This window comes from Burkholderia guangdongensis (assembly GCF_013403875.1).
In the GTDB taxonomy this organism is placed as follows: domain Bacteria; phylum Pseudomonadota; class Gammaproteobacteria; order Burkholderiales; family Burkholderiaceae; genus Burkholderia; species Burkholderia guangdongensis.
This window is the reverse complement of the sequence record NZ_JACBNX010000019.1, coordinates 14,782-32,447: the sequence shown is the minus strand read 5'-3', so window position 1 is coordinate 32,447 and position 17,666 is coordinate 14,782. Positions and strand designations below refer to the sequence as shown.

The following is a 17,666-nucleotide window of genomic DNA, read 5'->3' as shown; positions in this document are numbered from 1 at the left end:
TATCGACCGTATCGACCGAGCCCGCCGCACTGCCGCACCGCCCGACGAGCGCGCCGGCCCCGCGCGGCCGCCGCATGCGATAATCCGGCCCATCCGCGATCCCTATCCAGCGGGCCCGCCGAGCCGGGCCTGCCTTCCGTCACCCAAATTGAAGAACCTGATCGTTTCCCTCGATCACGCCCGCGAATTCGACGAGATCGTCGACGTGCGCACGCCGCTCGAATTTGCCGAGGATCACCTGCCGGGCGCGCTGAACGCGCCGGTCCTCAGCAACGAGGAGCGCGTGCTCGTCGGTACGATGTACAAGCAGGTGTCGCCGTTCGAGGCGACGCGCGTCGGCGCCGCGATCGTCGCACGCAACATCGCGCGCCATCTCGATTCGACGTTCGCGGACCGGCCGCGCAACTGGCGCCCGCTGATCTATTGCTGGCGCGGCGGCAAACGCTCGGGCGCGATGACGACGTGGCTGAACCTGATAGGCTGGCAGGCGCGGCAGCTCGACGGCGGCTACAAGGCATACCGCCGCTCGGTCGTCGAGACGCTCGACACGCTGCCCACGCGCTTTCGCTACATCGCGCTCGTCGGCCACACCGGCTGCGGCAAGACGCGGCTGCTGCAGGCGCTTGCCGACGCGGGCGCGCAGACGCTCGATCTCGAGGCGCTCGCCCGCCATCGCGGGTCGCTGCTCGGCGCGCTGCCCGGCATTGCGCAGCCGACGCAGAAGGGGTTCGACACGCAGCTCGTCGAGACGCTCGAGCGCTTCGATCCCGCGCAGCCGGTGTTCGTCGAGTCGGAGAGCCGCAAGATCGGCGTCGTGTCGCTGCCGCTCGCGCTGATGCGCGCGTTCCACGCGGGCCCGTGGGTGCAGGTCGATGCGGCGCGCGACGAGCGGATCGCGTTCCTGCTCGACGACTACCGGCATCTGTTCGACGCGCCGGACGCGTTCAAGGCGCAGCTCGACAAGCTGATCGGCCTGCACAGCCGCGGCGACGTCGAACGCTGGTGCGCGATGATCGACGCGAACGCGCGCGCCGAGCTGTTCGGCGAGCTGATCGACCGGCATTACGATCCCGCGTACGCGCGCAGCAGCCGTGAGCATTTCGGCCGGCCGGGCTGCGTGCTCGAATTCCATTTCCGCCCGACCGCGTCCGACGCGCGCGCGCAGGCCGAAACGCTGATCGCGCAACTGGCGCGTGGCGGACTGCCGGCGGCTGCCGGACCCACGACCACCGAAACCACCGAGACCGAACTTTCGACAAAGCGATGACGACGACCCGTTCCCAACCCAACCCGACGCTTGGCTGGATGACTTTTCTGCTGATTGCCGTCGCGGGGCTGTTCTACGTGAAATGGTTCCCGTACTACAACAAGGCGTTCGTCGCGGCTTCGCATCATTCGATCGGCCTGTCGATCCTGACGGGCGCGTCGGCGGCGCCGCCCGAGCCGTCGCTGCGCGCCGCGCTCGATTACGCGTGGGCATACGGGAAGGCGATCTGGCAGGCGATGGTGCTGGGCCTGCTGCTCGGCTCGGCCGTGCAGGCGCTGCTGCCGGCGCACTGGGTCGCGCGCGTGCTCGGCCGGACCGGCTTCGGCAGTGTCGCGGCAGGCGGCCTGCTGTCGCTGCCCGGGATGATGTGCACGTGCTGCGCGGCGCCCGTCGTCGCGGGGCTGCGCGAGCGGCACGCGTCGCCGGGCGGCGCGGTCGCGTTCTGGCTCGGCAACACGGTGCTGAACCCGGCCGCGCTCGTGTTCATGGGCTTCGTGCTCGGCTGGCAGTGGAGCGCGCTGCGGCTCGTGCTCGGCGTCGCGATGGTGTTCGGGATCGGCTACCTGTTGAACCGCGTCGCCGGCCCCGACGACCGGCCGCTCGACGATGCGCGGCTCGCCGCGCTCGCGGCCGAGCAGGCGGCGCAGGGCGCGCCGTTCGCCCGCTGGATGAAGCTGCTCGCGCGGATGACGGTGCGGCTCGTGCCCGAATACGTGGTGCTCGTGCTGCTGCTCGGCGCGGCGCGCGCGTGGCTGTTCCCGCACATCGGCCCGGACGTCGGCAATACGCTCGGCTGGATCGTCGCGTTCGCGGTCGCCGGCACGCTGTTCGTGATCCCGACCGCGGGCGAGGTGCCGATCATCCAGGCGATGCTGTCGCTCGGCATCGGCGTCGGGCCCGCCGCCGCGCTGCTGATGACGCTGCCGCCCGTCAGCGTGCCGTCGCTCGCGATGCTCGCGCGCTCGTTCCGGCCGGCGACGCTCACGATCGTCGCGACGCTCGTCGTCGTGTTCGGGATCGCGAGCGGCTATCTGGCGATCGCGCTCGGGCTCTGACGCTGACCCTGACCCTCGAATTCACCGGGCGCCGCCGTGGCGCCCATTCACAGTAGCAACGGAAAAATCACGCATGTCTCAAGCCAAGACTCACCCGAAACTCGAACGCGCGCTGACGCGTGGCGATCTTGCGATCCGTCAGGCCAACTCGGCGCGGGCGACCGCCGTGCTGAACGCGCTCGGCCAGATGATCGTCGAGGCGTCCGCGACGATCGGCGTCGAAGCGAGTGTCGAGATTCCGCAGGGCGACCGGGTCTACGATCCGGTCAACGGCCTGTGGCCGCAGAAGATGCTCGTGTCGTTCGACGGCCCGATCGCCGATGCCGATCCGGAAGAACTGCGCGCGGTCTACCTGATCGCCGACGATCCGGGCACGCAGTTCCGCGTCGAGTGGCATCGCGCGGACGGCAAGGTCGGCCGCCACGACGGCGGGCCGCTCGCGACCGTCGCGTTCCTGACCGACGTCGAAATTCCGTGGAGCGACGACGACGAGTGACGTCAGCGGGCGGCGGCGCGTGCTCGTATCCGTGCTTCAGCGCATCATGCGCCGCCGGAACAGCCAGGCGGACACGAGAAATCCGCCGACCGCATACGCGGCGAGCACCGCGACGTGCGTGCCGACCTGCGTCGCCGGCCGGCCGAGCATCGCGGGGCGAATCAGCTCGACCGCGTGCGACAGCGGCAGCACGTGCGCCGCACGCTGCGCGATCTCGGGCAACTGCGTGAGCGGAAAGAACACGCCCGACAGCAGCAGCATCGGCGTCAGCACGAGCGTCTGATAGAACATGAAGAAATCGTACGAAGGCGCGAGCGCGGTGACGATCATCGCGGCGCTCGCGAACGCGAGGCCGGCCAGCGCGATCACCGGCAGCGCGACGAGCATCGACGGAAAGCTCGCGTAGCCGAGCAGCCCCGCGACGAGCATGATCGCGACGCCCGACAGCATCGCCTTGCTGGCCGCCCACACGGTTTCGCCGAGCACGATGTCGCCGAGCGCGAGCGGCGTGTGCATGATCGCCTCCCACGTGCGCTGCACGTGCATCCGCGAGAAACCCGAATACATCGATTCGAAGCTCGCCGACATCATCACGCTCGATGACGTGGTGCCGGCCGCGAGGAACGCGATGTACGACACGCCGTCGACGTGCCCGACCATCAGCCCGAGCCCGAAGCCGAGCCCGAACAGATAGATCATCGGATCGGCGAGGTTGCCGAACATCGACGCGAGCGCGAGCTTGCGCCAGACCAGATAATTGCGGCGCCACACGGCGGCCCAGTTCGTCGCGTTGGCGGGCATCGCGATCGCGAAGCGCGATTCGCGCGGCGTAACGGGGGTGGAAGGCGGCGGGTACGGACGGACGTCCATGATCAGTCCTGCATGTCGCGGCCGGTCAGCCGCAGGAACACGTCTTCGAGATTCGCGGGACGATGCAGATAGCGCAGCCCCGCGCGGCCCTTGAGCCGCGCGTTGACCGGCTCCGGGTCGGTCACATAGCAGAACAGCGTTTCGCCGCTGATCTCGGTGCGCTCGACGAGCGCGGCCAGTTCGTCGCGCAGCGCGATCGGCTCGGGCCCGTAAATCTCGATCACGTCGCAGCCGATTTCCGATTCGATCAGTGCGTGCGGCGCGCCTTCGGCGATCTTGCGGCCTTCCTCGATCACGCACAGGCGGTCGCAGAGCCGCTCCGCCTCCTCCATGAAGTGCGTGGTGATCAGAATCGTCTTGCCGCGTGCGAGCAGCGAGCGCAGCCGCTCCCACATCAGATGCCGCGCCTGCGGGTCGAGGCCGGTCGTCGGCTCGTCGAGGACGAGCACGTCGGGATCGTTGACGAGCGCGCGCGCGAGCGTCAGGCGCCGCTTCATCCCGCCGGACAGCTCGCCGACCTTCGCGTCGGCCTTGTGCTCGAGTTTCGCGAACTCGAGCAGCGACGGCACGAGTGCGCGCGCGTCGCGCGCGGACACGCCGAAGTAGCGGCTGAACACGAGCAGATTCTCGCGAACGGTGAAATCGGGATCGAGATTGTCGAACTGCGGCACGACACCGACGCGCTGCCGCGCATGACGCGCGCGCACCGGAACCGGTTCGCCGCACAGCGAGATCGCGCCGGCGTCCGGATACGTGATGCCGAGCAGCATTTTCAGCGTGGTGGTCTTGCCGGCGCCGTTCGGGCCGAGCAGGCCATAGCATTCGCCGGCCTGCACGCGGAACGACAGCCCGTCGACGACGAGCTTGTCGCCGTAGCGCTTCTGGACGTCCGCGAAATCGATCGGTGCAACGGGCATGGGCAGGCTGTCTGTCATCGGAACGGCATAGCGACGGCTTCGCGCAGGCGCCGGGCATGAACGGGCCATTCTAGTGCATTGCCTGCGCGCCTTCAGCGCGCGGTGCGGCGAAATGCCGCGTGCGGGTGCCGATTTTGCGTCGCATCATCTCCGGCACGGCCGGTCGGGCCAATCAGCGTTTTCCATCTCTTGCATCTTGAATTGCGTCGCACCATGATTGATTCATCGGACTTGCCGCAATTGGGAGGCTACATGACGAGTTACAAGAAAATCCTGCTGTGCTACGACGGAACGCGCGAAGGGCGCAAGGCGCTGCGCTGCGGCGCGGACCTCGCGCTCGATCTGAAGGCCGAAACGCACCTGCTGTCGGTCGTCGACATGCGCTCGAGCATCGCGCAAAGCGCGGGCCTGCTGACCGACGTCGCATGCGGACGGTTCGAGGAAACCGCGCGCGAAATCCTGCAGGAAGGCGTGGACTGGCTACGCGAGCGTGGCGTGCAGGCGGAAGGGCATTTCGCGTTCGGCTACCCGATCGACGAAATCGCGAATCTGGCCAGCGAGTTGAAGGTCGACCTCGTCGTCGTCGGCCACCGGTGCCGCAGCGGGCTGTCGCGCTGGTGGATGGGCTCGGGCAATACGCAACTGCTCGACCGCGTGTCGTGCAGCATTCTCGTCGCGTGCTCGTCGGCAGAGGAGCAGAAGGCCGAAATCGCCCGCGAACGCGAAGCCGCGTCGATGGCATCCAAATAGCGCTCCAGTTCACTCTCCAGCACCGGCGCGCCGCCCATGAGCGGCCGCCGGTTCAGTCGCGCAGATCGACGGCCGACCGCTTCCACGAAGTCAGGCCAAGCGTCGAAAACTCACCCGCGCCCGATCAGCGGCCGCGTTGCGCGACCGTGTGCTCTTCGGCGATGCAGCGATCGATCATTCGGCACACCGCGTCGATCGTTCCGACCATGATCAGCCGCGACCGACCATGATAGACGCGCACCGGCGCACGCCGGGCCGGCTCCGCGTGATGGAGGTTCGCGTTCAGCGATACACGCGCGAAGGCCGGCAGCGCCGACGGCAGCAGCGGCGCCTGCCGTTCGGCTGCATCAGCGTCGACAAGCGCACCCCCGCGCCCGTCGACGGGCGCGGCGGCGGACAGCGGAGCGCAAGGCATCCGGCCGCGCAGATGACGCAGACGGCCGAATTGGCGGAAAGGCAGCAGACGGGCAAGGCGTTCCATGATGTGCTCCTGATCGAAACCGATTGCGGGACAGACGGTCAGAATTCGCCCGAGCGGATCAGCCCGACGGCGATGCCTTCGAGCGCGAATTCCGCGCTGCCGGCCTTGACGAAGATGTTTTCGTAATCCGGGTTCTCGGCGATCAGCTCGAGGCCGCCGGGCCTGCGCTTCAGGCGCTTGACCGTCACGTCGTCGCCGAGCCGCGCGACGATGATCTGGCCGTCCTTCGCCTCGGTGCGTTTCTGCACCGCGAGCAGGTCGCCGTCCAGGATGCCGGCGTCGCGCATCGACAGCCCGCGCACCTTCAGCAGATAGTCCGGCTTGCTCGAGAACAGCGCGGGATCGCACGCGAAATGCTGCGAGATGTGCTCCTGCGCGAGGATCGGGCTGCCTGCCGCGACGCGCCCGACGAGCGGCAGCGACAGCTGCATCAGCCCCGCGTGCGGCAGCGTGAATTGGTACGGCCCGTCGTCGATGCCGATCAGCCGAATGCCGCGCGACGCGCCCGCCGCGAGTTCGATCACGCCCTTGCGCGCGAGCGCCCGCAGATGCTCCTCGGCCGCGTTCGGCGAACTGAAGCCGAGCTCGGCGGCGATCTCCGCACGCGTGGGCGGGAAGCCGGAGCGCTCGATCGCGCGACGGATCAAGTCGAACACTTGCTGCTGGCGGGCGGTGAGTTTGGTCATGGTTCAGCTGTATGGATAGACAGTGAGCTGTATTTTTATACAGTGTTCCGCGAAATTCAAGTGTTACTTGAAGTCCGGCACCGTGCGCCATCGCCGCCGCCTCGTTAGCACTTTTCAATATAAAAATTCCAAGAAAGATTATTTTTAATCATGAAAGGTGATCGATAGACTGGCCTGACATCACAACACCGACAACACGAAGGGGAAAAAAGATGATCAGGCGCACCACGGGGCTGACCGGCGACGCACGCCGATGGATCGTGACTTTCGCGCTCGGCGCGGCCGCGGCGTTCGGCGTCGTGCGACACGCGCACGCGGACACCGCGTTTCTGAACGTGTCGTACGACCCGACCCGCGAGCTCTACCAGGACGTGAACCAGGCGTTCGCGAAGCAGTGGAAGGCGAAGACCGGCGAGACCGTCGACTTCAGGCAGTCGCACGGCGGCTCCGGCGCGCAGGCGCGCTCGGTGCTCGACGGGTTGCAGGCCGACGTCGTCACGCTCGCGCTCGCGTACGACATCGACGCGCTCGCGAACAAGGGGCTCGTCGCGAAGGATTGGCAGAAACGGCTGCCCGACAACGCGTCGCCGTACACGTCGACGATCGTGTTCCTCGTGCGCAAGGGCAATCCGAAGCACATCCGCGACTGGGACGACCTGATCAGGCCGGGCGTGTCGATCGTCACGCCGAACCCGAAGACGTCCGGCGGCGCGCGCTGGAACTATCTCGCCGCATGGGCATATGCGCGGCACCTGCCGGGCGGCAGCGACGCGAGCGCGAAGGACTTCGTCACGAAGCTGTACAGGAACGCGGGCGTGCTCGATTCCGGCGCGCGCGGCGCGACGACGAGCTTCGTGCAGCGCGGGATCGGCGACGTGTTGATCGCGTGGGAGAACGAGGCGTTCCTGTCGGTCAAGGAGTTCGGGCCGGACAAGTTCGAGATCGTCGTGCCGTCCGCCAGCATTCTCGCGGAGCCGCCGGTCGCGGTCGTCGACAAGGTCGTCGACCGGAAGGGCACGCGCAAGCTCGCCGACGCGTATCTGAACTTCCTGTACAGCCCCGAGGGCCAGCGGATCGCCGCACGTAACTTCTACCGGCCGCGCTCGAAGGACGTGCCGGCCGAGCTGACGAAGCCGTTCCCGAAGCTGAAGCTGTACACGGTCGACGACACGTTCGGCGGCTGGACGAACGCGCAGAAGACGCATTTCGCCGACGGCGGCGTGTTCGATTCGATCTACCAGCCGCAATGACGCGATAACGCAGTCACGCCGCCACGCAGTCGCGGCAACGACAACCGACGCGGCGCCGCCGAGCGCCGCGCGAACCCATGTTTCGCCCCAACAAGAGCATCCGATGACGACGTTCACCTTCCGCAAACCGAGCGCGCTGCCCGGCTTTGGCGTGACGTTCGGCATCACGGTGGCCTACCTGAGCCTCGTGGTGCTGATCCCGCTCGCCGCCACGTTCCTGAAGACCGCGACCCTGTCGTGGAGCCAATTCGCCGCCGCCGTCACGTCGCCGCGCGTGCTCGCGTCGTACCGCCTCACGTTCTCGGCCGCGCTCGGCGGCGCGATCATCAACGCCGCGTTCGGCTTGCTCGTCGCGTGGGTGCTCGTGCGCTACACGTTTCCGTTCAAGCGCGTCGTCGACGCGATCGTCGACCTGCCGTTCGCGTTGCCGACGGCGGTCGCCGGGATCTCGCTCGCGTCCGTCTACGCGGCCAACGGCTGGATCGGTGGCCTGCTCGCGCCGCTCGGCATCCGCATCGCGTTCACGCCGCTCGGCGTGCTCGTCGCGCTGACGTTCATCGGGCTGCCGTTCGTCGTGCGCACGGTGCAGCCGGTGCTCGAGGACTTCGAGCGCGAGCAGGAGGAGGCCGCCGCGTGCCTCGGCGCGAGCCGCTGGCTCACGTTCCGCCGCGTCGTGCTGCCCGCCGTGCTGCCCGCGCTGCTGACCGGCTTCGCGCTCGCGTTCGCGCGCGCGCTCGGCGAGTACGGCTCGGTGATCTTCATCGCCGGCAACGTGCCGATGAAGTCCGAGATCACGTCGCTGCTGATCATCACGAAGCTCGAGCAGTACGACTACGCGGGCGCGACCGCGCTCGCGGTCGTGATGCTCGTCGTGTCGTTCGCGATGCTGCTCGCGATCAACTCGCTGCAATGGATGCTGCAGCACCGCACGAGCGCGCGCTCGGCGCCGGCGAACCCGGCCGCGCCGGCGCCGGCCGGTGCGATCCCCGTCATTTACACAGGAGACTCGCGATGAGCCGACAAGGTACCGCCACATTCGACACGCCGTCGCCGTCCGGCGCCCGCGCGCGCGCCGCGCGCGTCGATCCGGTCGCCGAGCCACGCGCGGTTCGCTGGCTGCTGACCGGCGCCGCGCTCGCGTTCCTCGCGCTGTTCCTCGTCGTGCCGCTCGCGGCCGTATTCGTCGAGGCGCTGCGCAAGGGCGTCGCGTTCTATCTGTCGTCGCTCGCCGATCCCGACGCGTGGGCCGCGATCACGCTGACGCTCACCGTCGCCGCGATCGCCGTGCCGCTCAATCTCGCGTTCGGCGTGTGCGCGTCGTGGGCGATCGCGAAGTTCGACTTCCGCGGCAAGGCGCTGCTGACGACGCTGATCGACCTGCCGTTTTCAGTGTCGCCGGTGATCTCGGGGCTGATCTACGTGCTGCTGTTCGGCGCGCAGGGCTGGTTCGGCCCTTGGCTGCAGGCGCACGACGTGCAGATCGTGTTCGCGGTGCCGGGTATCGTGCTCGCGACGATCTTCGTCACGTTCCCGTTCGTCGCGCGCGAGCTGATTCCGCTGATGCAGGCGCAGGGCAGCGACGAGGAGGAGGCCGCACGCGTGCTCGGCGCGTCCGGCTGGCAAATCTTGCGCCGCGTGACACTGCCGAACGTGAAGTGGGGGCTCGTCTACGGCGTGATCCTGTGCAACGCGCGCGCGATGGGCGAGTTCGGCGCGGTGTCGGTCGTGTCCGGCCACATCCGCGGGCAGACCGACACGATGCCGCTGCACGTCGAGATTCTCTACAACGAATACAACTTCGCGGCCGCGTTCGCGGTGGCGTCGCTGCTCGCGCTGCTCGCGCTCGTCACGCTCGCGCTGAAGCTCGTCGCCGAGCGGCGCGTCGCGGCCGAGCGCGGCCGTCGTGCCGGCTCGCCCGACCCGGCGCACGCCGCGCCCCACCCATCCCATGTTTGAAGAGGCAACGAAATGGGCATCACCGTCCGTCATCTGAACAAACGCTTCGGCAGCTTCACCGCGCTCGACGACGTGTCGCTCGACTTTCCGTCGGGCGAGCTCGTCGCGCTGCTCGGGCCGTCCGGCTGCGGCAAGACGACGCTCTTGCGCGTGATCGCGGGCCTCGAGCACGCGGACGCCGGGCAGGTCGTGCTGCAGGGGCTCGACGTCGGGTCGGTGGGCGCGCGCGACCGGCAGGTCGGCTTCGTGTTCCAGCACTACGCGCTGTTCCGCCACATGACCGTGTTCGAGAACGTCGCGTTCGGGCTGCGCGTGAAGCCACGCCGCGAGCGGCCGTCGGACGCCGTGATCCGCGACAAGGTGCACGCGCTGCTCTCGCTCGTGCAACTCGACTGGCTCGGGGAGCGGTATCCTTCCGAACTGTCCGGCGGCCAGCGGCAGCGGATCGCGCTCGCCCGCGCGCTCGCGGTCGAGCCGAAGGTGCTGCTGCTCGACGAGCCGTTCGGCGCGCTCGACGCGAAGGTCCGCAAGGAGCTGCGCGGCTGGCTGCGCCGGCTGCACGACGATCTGCACATCTCGACGATCTTCGTCACGCACGACCAGGAGGAGGCGCTCGAGGTCGCGGACCGGATCGTCGTGCTGAACCGCGGGCGCGTCGAGCAGGCGGGCCGTCCGCAGGACGTCTACGATCATCCGGAAAGCGCGTTCGTCTACGCGTTCCTCGGCGCCGCGAACCGCCTGCCGGGCACGGTCGCGGCGAGCGGCTTCGTCGCCGACGGCGCGGACGCGCCGATCGCGGTCGACGCCGGCTTCACGGGCCCCGCGCACGCGTACGTGCGGCCGCACGACCTGCGGCTCGCGCCGGCGGACAAAACGGCGGGCGAAGCAGTGGAAGAAGCAGTGGACAAAGCGGCGGGCGGCGGCATCGTGGTCGACGTGCGGCGCGTGATCCCGCTCGGCGGCGCGGTGCGCGTCGAGCTCGCGTCGGCGGCGGGCGTCGCGCTCGAGGCGGAGCTCGACCGCGACGCGTGGCGCGCGCTCGCGCTGCAGGCAGGCGACCGCGCGCGCGCCGTGCCGCGCGCGGTGCGCGTGTTCCCGGCGCGCTGACGCGGCCATCACGCATCACCCATTAGATCAATACCAAGCCCAAGAGGCCCTGACCCATGAATTTCCAGCAACTGCGCTTCGTGCGCGAGGCGGTACGCCAGAACATGAACCTGACCGAAGTCGCGAACGTGCTGTATACGTCGCAGTCGGGCGTGTCGAAGCAGATCAAGGATCTCGAAGACGAGCTCGGCGTCGACATCTTCATCCGCCGCGGCAAGCGCCTGACGGGCCTGACCGAGCCGGGCAAGGCGGTGCACCAGCTGATCGAACGGATGCTGCTCGACGCGGAGAACCTGCGCCGCGTCGCGCGCCAGTTCGCGGACCAGGACAGCGGCCACCTCGTCGTCGCGACCACGCACACGCAGGCGCGCTATGCGCTGCCGAAGGTGATCCGCCAGTTCTCCGACGTGTTCCCGAAGGTGCATCTCGCGCTGCGGCAGGGCAGCCCGCAGCAGATCGCGCAGATGGTGCTGAACGGCGAGGCCGACATCGGGATCTCGACCGAAGCGCTCGACCGCTATCCGGACATCGTCACGTTCCCGTGCTACTCGTGGCATCACACGGTCGTCGTGCCGAAGGACCACCCGCTCGTCGGGCGCGAGAACCTGACGCTCGAGGAAATCGCCGAGTATCCGATCATCACGTACGACCAGGACTTCACCGGCCGCTCGCACATCGACCACGCGTTCGCGCAGGCGGGCGCGGTGCCCGACGTCGTGCTGACCGCGATCGACGCGGACGTGATCAAGACCTACGTCGAGCTCGGGATGGGGATCGGTGTCGTCGCCGCGATGGCATACGATCCGCAGCGCGATTCGGGCCTCGCCGCGCTCGACACCCAGCATCTGTTCGAGGCGAGCACGACGCGTGTCGGGTTGCGCCGCGGCGCGTTCCTGCGCGCGTACGCGTACCGGCTGATCGAGATGTTCGCGCCGCAGCTGACCGAGGCCGAGATCGCCGGGCAATTGCGCGAGGCGGTCTGAAATAAACCCTTGATTCGGATCGGATCGGTTGCACGCCGACGCGAAACGGTCCAGCATACCGATCACCTCGCCGGCCTCGGGCCGGCAGTCGCGCGCGGGCGCCACCTCCGCACCGGGCAGCCGGCCGTCTCCGTCGATTCCTCTCTGTCGCACCGAACCGCATCGAAGAAGGCCGCTGTTGCGCTCATACAACGCAAACGTTTGGTTGCACTAAAACAACATATAAGGACCTGCGCATGAACGTCACGCATCGCCGCCGTTTCCTGACCGTCGCGCTCGCCGCCGCAGCCGCAGCCGCCGTGCCGGTCGCGCCTGCGTTCGCGGCATCGAAGCCGAAGATCGCGCTCGTCATGAAGTCGCTCGCCAACGCGTTCTTCCTGACGATGGAAAACGGTGCGAAGGAGTACCAGAAGCACAATGCGTGGCAATTCGACCTGATCACGAACGGAATCAAGGACGAAACCGACACCGCGAGCCAGATCCGCATCGTCGAGCGGATGATCGCGTCGAAGGTCGACGCGATCGTGCTCGCACCCGCCGATTCGAAGGCGCTCGTGCCGGTCGTGAAGAAGGCGGTCGACGCCGGGATCATCGTCGTCAACATCGACAACCCGCTCGATCCGGACGCGCTGAAGTCGAAGCACCTGAACGTGCCGTTCGTCGGGCCCGACAACCGCAAGGGCGCGCGCAAGGTCGGTGACTATCTGGCGAAGCGGCTGACGGCGGGCGACGAGGTCGTCGTCGTCGAGGGGGTGTCGACGACGACGAACGCGCAGCGGCGCACCGCCGGCTTCCGGGACGCGATGAAGGCGGGCGGGATGAAGGTCGTGTCGGTGCGGTCCGGCGAATGGGAGACCGACAAGGGCAACGCGGTCGCGACAGCGATGCTGAACCAATACCCGAACCTGAAGGCGCTGCTGTGCGGCAACGACAACATGGCGATCGGCGCGGTGTCGGCGGTGCGCGCGGCCGGCAAGCAGGCCAAGGTCTACGTGGTCGGCTACGACGACATCGCCGCGATCAGGCCGATGCTGAAGGACGGCCGCGTGCTCGCGAGCGCCGACCAGTACGCGGGCAAGCAGGCCGTGTTCGGCATCGACACCGCGCTGAAAGCGATCACCGAGCACCGGAAGCAGGCCGATCTGTCCCGCGTCGTCGAGACGCCGGTCGATCTGGTCACGAAGTGACGCGACGCGCGGCCGCCGAGATGACCGCGCTATTCTCGGCTTTGAGCTTGCACTTCCTGACATACGATAGGTTCAGCACGAGGCGGGGTTTGCGCAAATCGGCGCAAACAAGCCAATAAAGCGCATCATGACGGGCGCGGTGATCGTGATCGCGGTCGTACTCACGGTCTTGCTCGACACGTATCGCCGCCGTCGCGCTCGGGCGCGCCAGGCGTAACCGACAGAACAACGAGGAAAAAGGTATGGCGACAATCAAGGATGTGGCAGCCAGGGCGGGCGTGTCTTTTACGACCGTGTCGCACGTCGTGAACAACACGCGGCCGGTGTCGGCTGACGTTCGGACGAAGGTCGAGGCCGCGATCCGCGAGCTGCACTACGTGCCGTCGGCGGTCGCGCGCTCGCTGAAGCAGCGCTCGACCGCGACGATCGGGCTCGTGGTGCCGAACAGCACGAATCCGTACTTCGCGGAGCTCGCGCGCGGAATCGAGGATCAATGCGCGATCAGCGGCTACTGCGTGTTCTTCTGCAACTCCGACGACGATCCCGCGAAGCAGCGCAACTATCTGCGCGTGCTGCAGGAAAAGCGGATCGACGGGCTGATCGTCGCGTCGGCCGGCGACGACGCGGTGCTCGCGCAGACGCTCGCGGACACGCAGGCGCCGCTCGTCGTCGTCGACCGCAACATCGAGGGGGTCGACGCCGATCTCGTGCAGATCGACCACGAGCGCGGCGCGTATCTCGCGACGCGGCATCTGCTCGAGCTCGGGCACGCGAACATCGGCTGCATCACCGGGGCGGTCGAGACGGCGGTCAGCGCGATGCGGGTGCACGGCTTCATCCGCGCGATGGCCGAGCGCGGGATCGAGATCGTGCCGGGCGCGATCGCGGAGGGCGACTTCTCGTGCCTCGGCGGCTATCACGCGGCGACGCGGCTTTTTTCGAGCGTGCGGCCGAGCGCGATCTTCGCGGGCAACGACCTGATGGGGCTCGGCGCGCTGCGCGCGGCGGCCGAGCGCGGGCTGCGCGTGCCCGACGACTGCTCGATCATCGGCTTCGACGACATCGAGTTCTCGCGCTACACGTATCCGGCGCTGTCGACGGTCGGGCAGTCGGTGCGCGCGCTCGGCGAAATGGCCGCGCAGACGCTGATCGAGCGGATCGGCGGATCGGCGAGCGCGCCGCAGCGGCGGCGCGTCGTTTCGCCGCGGCTCGTGCTGCGCGAGTCGACGGGCGCATACCGGGAGCCGGCCGAGGCCGGCGCGCGCACATGACGGTGCCGGCCGCGGCCGGCGCGCCGGGCGGCGGCCGCGTGACCGTGATCGGCAGCCTGAACATGGATCTCGTCGTGCGGGCGCCGCGGCTGCCGAAGCCCGGCGAGACGCTCGCGGGCCGCACGTTCGCGCAGGCGGCGGGCGGCAAGGGCGGCAACCAGGCGGTCGCGGCCGCGCGGCTCGGTGCGCGGGTCGCGATGATCGGCTGTGTCGGCGCCGACGCGCATGGCGACGCGCTGCGCGCCGGCCTCGAGGCCGAAGGGATCGACTGCGCGGGGCTCGCGTCGAGCGCGTCCGCGCCGACCGGCGTCGCGCTGATCGTCGTCGACGACGCGAGCCAGAATGCGATCGTGATCGTCGCGGGCAGCAATGGCGAAGTGACGCCGGACACGATCGCGCGCCACGAGGCGACGCTCGCGGCGGCCGACGTGCTGATCTGCCAGCTCGAGACACCGGCCGACGCGGTGCATGCGGCGCTGCGCGCGGGGCGGCGGCTCGGCCGGACCGTCGTGCTGAACCCGGCGCCGGCCGTCGCGCCGCTGCCGGCGGACTGGTTGCCGCTCGTCGATTACCTGATACCGAACGAAGTCGAGGCGGCCGCGCTGACCGGGCTGCCGATCGACACGCCGGCCGACGCGCAAGCCGCGGCGCGCGCGCTGCAGGCGAACGGCGCGCGCAACGTGCTGATCACGCTCGGCGCGCGCGGCGTGCTCGCGCTGAGCGCCGACGGTGCCGCGCGCCATTACCCGGCGCCGGCCGTGCATGCGGTCGACACGACGGCTGCCGGCGACACGTTCATCGGCGCCTTCTCGGCGCGGCTCGCGGCGGGCGCGGACGTCGATGCGGCGATTCGCTTCGCGCAGCGCGCAGCGTCGCTGTCGGTCACGCGCGCGGGCGCGCAGCCGTCGATCCCGACCCTGGCCGAGCTCGATGGCTGAGATGATGCGATGCACATTCGCGCATCCTTCGTACGTGTCGATTCGCGGAGCACGTCGGACGAAAAGAAAGTTGTAACGGCGTGTTCGTCGTGTCGTCGCAAACGCGGGTTCGAGCGTCTAGGGAAAGAGGGAGAGTGGTGGTGAATTCGGCGACGACATTCGGCGACGGAGGAGGGTCCGGCGCAGCGGCGGCATCTCGGTTGGACACACCGTGAGCGACGTCGATTCGGCGGCTCGGGGCATCGATTGTAGAGCGCCGAAAAAAGATCGTCCAAGGGATCGTGCGATCGACGAAGGATTCACCATGTAGACCGTGAAAAAAAAGACAAAAGGGTTTAGGATGGATCGAACGCTCCTGCGTTCGCGTTGTCACAGAAGGCAGGCACGTCTTCAGACACAGGCGAGGAGGTAGCATGGATATTTACAGCAGCTTCGCGAACCGCTTCGAGAAAACGAAAGAGGAAGAGTTTTCTCTCGAGGAGTACCTCGCGCTCTGCAAGAACGATCCATCCGCGTATGCTTCGGCCGGCGAACGCATGCTGGCTGCAATCGGGGAACCTGAACACATCGACACCCGCATCGAACCGCGCCTGTCGCGGATTTTTGCGAACAAGGTCATCAAGGTCTATCCGGCATTCCGTGAGTTCTACGGAATGGAGGAAGTGATCGAGCAGGTCGTCGCGTACTTCCGCCACTCCGCGCAAGGGCTCGAGGAGAAGAAGCAGATTCTCTATCTGCTGGGCCCGGTCGGCGGCGGCAAGTCGTCGATCGCCGAGCGTCTGAAGCAGTTGATGGAGCGCGTGCCGTTCTATTCGCTGAAGGGCTCGCCCGTCAACGAATCGCCGCTCGGGTTGTTCGACTACGACGAGGACGGCCCGATCCTCGAGGAGCAGTACGGCATTCCGCGCCGCTATCTGCGCTGCATCCTGAGCCCGTGGGCGGTCAAGCGCCTGCACGAGTACAACGGCGACATCCGCCAGTTCCGCGTCGTGCGCCGCTATCCGTCGATCCTGCGGCAGATCGGCATCTCGAAGACCGAGCCGGGCGACGAAAACAATCAGGACATCTCGTCGCTCGTCGGCAAGGTCGACATCCGCAAGCTCGAGCAATACGCGCAGGACGACGCCGACGCATACAGCTACTCCGGCGGCCTGTGCCTTGCGAACCAGGGCCTGCTCGAGTTCGTCGAAATGTTCAAGGCGCCGATCAAGGTGCTGCATCCGCTCTTGACCGCGACGCAGGAAGGCAACTTCAAGGGCACCGAAGGATTCGGCGCGATTCCGTTCGACGGGATCATCCTCGCGCACTCGAACGAGTCCGAATGGAAGGCGTTCCGCAACAACCGCAACAACGAGGCGCTGCTCGACCGGATCTTCGTCGTGAAGGTGCCGTACTGCCTGCGCGTGTCCGAGGAGATGAAGATCTACGAGAAGCTGATCCGCAACTCGTCGCTTGCGGAGGCGGTCTGCGCGCCGGGCACGCTGAAGATGATGTCGCAGTTCTCGGTGCTGTCGCGTCTGCACGAGCCGGAGAATTCGAGCCTGTTCTCGAAGATGCAGGTGTACGACGGCGAGAATCTGAAGGACACCGATCCGAAGGCGAAATCGTATCAGGAGTATCGCGACTACGCGGGCGTCGACGAAGGAATGACCGGCGTGTCGACACGCTTCTCGTTCAAGATCATGTCGCGCGTGTTCAACTTCGATTCGACCGAAGTCGCCGCGAACCCGGTGCACCTGATGTACGTGCTCGAGCAGCAGATCGAGCGCGAGCAGTTCCCGCCGGAAACCGAGCAGAAGTATCTGTCGTTCGTGAAGGACGTGCTCGCGTCGCGCTATGCGGAGTTCATCGGCAAGGAGATTCAGACCGCGTACCTCGAGTCGTATTCGGAGTATGGGCAGAACATCTTCGATCGCTACGTCACGTATGCGGATTTCTGGATCCAGGATCAGGAATTCCGCGATCACGACACCGGCGAGAGCTTCGACCGCGCGGCGCTGAACGCGGAGCTCGAGAAGATCGAGAAGCCGGCCGGGATCAGCAACCCGAAGGACTTCCGCAACGAGATCGTCAATTTCGTGTTGCGCGCACGCGCGGCGGGCGGCGGCAAGAACCCCGCGTGGGTCAGTTACGAGAAGCTGCGGGTCGTGATCGAGAAGAAGATGTTCTCGAATACCGAGGAACTGTTGCCGGTCATTTCGTTCAACGCGAAGGGCTCGGCGGAGGAGCAACGCAAGCACGAAGACTTCGTCAACCGAATGGTCGCAAAGGGCTATACGCCGAAGCAGGTCAGGCTGCTTTGCGACTGGTATCTGCGCGTGCGCAAGTCGTCATGACACGCACGATGCACAGTCCGTGCGGCAGGGCCGCACGGGCGCCCTGCGAGGCGCGGCCCGCATGACGGTAAACGGCATGTGCGGCGTGCGTCCCGGCGTATCGACATTCGAGCGGG

General features: G+C 67.6%; 17 protein-coding genes and 1 pseudogene. 14 read left to right on the top strand and 4 right to left on the bottom strand.

Annotated elements, in window-relative coordinates; translation table 11 throughout:
- Window positions 1-148: 148 nt before the first annotated feature.
- The 3 genes from mnmH to HZI36_RS18880 all read left to right on the top strand — a co-directional run bounded on the left by mnmH (window position 149) and on the right by HZI36_RS18880 (window position 2,818).
- Window positions 149-1,267: a tRNA 2-selenouridine(34) synthase MnmH gene (gene mnmH / locus HZI36_RS18890; RefSeq protein WP_179404187.1), complete on the top strand. Its 1,119-nt coding sequence runs from the start codon at window positions 149-151 to the stop codon at window positions 1,265-1,267.
- Window positions 1,264-2,322, top strand: a complete 1,059-nt coding sequence (locus tag HZI36_RS18885) for a permease (RefSeq protein ID WP_179404186.1) — start codon at window positions 1,264-1,266, stop codon at window positions 2,320-2,322. The genes mnmH and HZI36_RS18885 overlap by 4 nt, the downstream gene beginning before the upstream one ends.
- A gap of 73 nt (window positions 2,323-2,395) precedes the next feature.
- Window positions 2,396-2,818, top strand: coding sequence for a hypothetical protein (locus HZI36_RS18880; protein WP_179404185.1), 423 nt, complete (start codon window positions 2,396-2,398; stop codon window positions 2,816-2,818).
- Between the two features lie 36 nt (window positions 2,819-2,854).
- Here the strand turns inward: HZI36_RS18880 and HZI36_RS18875 are convergent, their stop codons facing one another.
- Together HZI36_RS18875 and nodI are read right to left on the bottom strand one after the other, a co-directional pair.
- On the bottom strand, window positions 2,855-3,688 hold the full coding sequence (locus tag HZI36_RS18875) for an ABC transporter permease (protein ID WP_179404184.1): 834 nt from the start codon (window positions 3,686-3,688) through the stop codon (window positions 2,855-2,857).
- A 2-nt stretch (window positions 3,689-3,690) separates the two neighbouring features.
- The gene (gene nodI, locus HZI36_RS18870) at window positions 3,691-4,605 is read right to left on the bottom strand and encodes a nodulation factor ABC transporter ATP-binding protein NodI (protein ID WP_179404183.1); all 915 of its coding nucleotides are present in this window, start codon (window positions 4,603-4,605) and stop codon (window positions 3,691-3,693) included.
- A 252-nt stretch (window positions 4,606-4,857) separates the two neighbouring features.
- On the opposite strand from nodI, the gene HZI36_RS18865 reads away from it, so the two are divergent.
- Window positions 4,858-5,355 carry a universal stress protein gene (locus tag HZI36_RS18865; protein ID WP_179404182.1) on the top strand — a complete coding sequence of 166 codons (498 nt, stop codon included), beginning with the start codon at window positions 4,858-4,860 and terminating at the stop codon, window positions 5,353-5,355.
- A gap of 124 nt (window positions 5,356-5,479) precedes the next feature.
- On the opposite strand, the gene HZI36_RS18860 is transcribed toward HZI36_RS18865, so the two are convergent.
- Window positions 5,480-5,836 carry a hypothetical protein gene (locus tag HZI36_RS18860; RefSeq protein WP_179404181.1) on the bottom strand — a complete coding sequence of 119 codons (357 nt, stop codon included), beginning with the start codon at window positions 5,834-5,836 and terminating at the stop codon, window positions 5,480-5,482.
- A 38-nt stretch (window positions 5,837-5,874) separates the two neighbouring features.
- Window positions 5,875-6,522 carry a transcriptional repressor LexA gene (gene lexA, locus HZI36_RS18855; RefSeq protein ID WP_179404180.1) on the bottom strand — a complete coding sequence of 216 codons (648 nt, stop codon included), beginning with the start codon at window positions 6,520-6,522 and terminating at the stop codon, window positions 5,875-5,877.
- On the opposite strand from lexA, the pseudogene HZI36_RS27365 reads away from it, so the two are divergent.
- The 10 genes and pseudogenes from HZI36_RS27365 to HZI36_RS18810 all read left to right on the top strand — a co-directional run.
- Window positions 6,493-6,600: pseudogene (locus HZI36_RS27365) on the top strand (sodium:proton symporter); the annotation flags it as partial. The gene lexA and the pseudogene HZI36_RS27365 overlap by 30 nt on opposite strands.
- 134 nt (window positions 6,601-6,734) lie before the next feature.
- Complete coding sequence (locus HZI36_RS18850) at window positions 6,735-7,772, top strand: sulfate ABC transporter substrate-binding protein (protein ID WP_179404179.1); 1,038 nt, start codon at window positions 6,735-6,737, stop codon at window positions 7,770-7,772.
- Window positions 7,773-7,875: 103 nt separating this feature from the next.
- The gene (cysT, locus tag HZI36_RS18845) at window positions 7,876-8,787 is read left to right on the top strand and encodes a sulfate ABC transporter permease subunit CysT (protein WP_179404178.1); all 912 of its coding nucleotides are present in this window, start codon (window positions 7,876-7,878) and stop codon (window positions 8,785-8,787) included.
- Complete coding sequence (gene cysW, locus HZI36_RS18840) at window positions 8,784-9,728, top strand: sulfate ABC transporter permease subunit CysW (RefSeq protein ID WP_179404177.1); 945 nt, start codon at window positions 8,784-8,786, stop codon at window positions 9,726-9,728. The genes cysT and cysW overlap by 4 nt, the downstream gene beginning before the upstream one ends.
- Before the next feature lie 12 nt (window positions 9,729-9,740).
- Window positions 9,741-10,835 (top strand): sulfate/molybdate ABC transporter ATP-binding protein, encoded by a 1,095-nt coding sequence (locus HZI36_RS18835; protein ID WP_179404176.1) that lies wholly within the window; start codon window positions 9,741-9,743, stop codon window positions 10,833-10,835.
- 56 nt (window positions 10,836-10,891) lie between these two features.
- The gene (locus tag HZI36_RS18830) at window positions 10,892-11,818 is read left to right on the top strand and encodes a CysB family HTH-type transcriptional regulator (protein ID WP_179404175.1); all 927 of its coding nucleotides are present in this window, start codon (window positions 10,892-10,894) and stop codon (window positions 11,816-11,818) included.
- Window positions 11,819-12,054: 236 nt separating this feature from the next.
- Window positions 12,055-13,005 carry a sugar ABC transporter substrate-binding protein gene (locus HZI36_RS18825; protein WP_179404174.1) on the top strand — a complete coding sequence of 317 codons (951 nt, stop codon included), beginning with the start codon at window positions 12,055-12,057 and terminating at the stop codon, window positions 13,003-13,005.
- 242 nt (window positions 13,006-13,247) lie between these two features.
- The gene (locus HZI36_RS18820; protein ID WP_179404173.1) at window positions 13,248-14,276 is read left to right on the top strand and encodes a LacI family DNA-binding transcriptional regulator; all 1,029 of its coding nucleotides are present in this window, start codon (window positions 13,248-13,250) and stop codon (window positions 14,274-14,276) included.
- Window positions 14,273-15,214, top strand: a complete 942-nt coding sequence (rbsK, locus tag HZI36_RS18815; RefSeq protein ID WP_179404172.1) for a ribokinase — start codon at window positions 14,273-14,275, stop codon at window positions 15,212-15,214. Before HZI36_RS18820 ends, rbsK begins: the two co-directional genes overlap by 4 nt.
- A 413-nt stretch (window positions 15,215-15,627) precedes the next feature.
- Complete coding sequence (locus HZI36_RS18810; protein ID WP_179404171.1) at window positions 15,628-17,550, top strand: PrkA family serine protein kinase; 1,923 nt, start codon at window positions 15,628-15,630, stop codon at window positions 17,548-17,550.
- Window positions 17,551-17,666 lie beyond the last annotated feature (116 nt).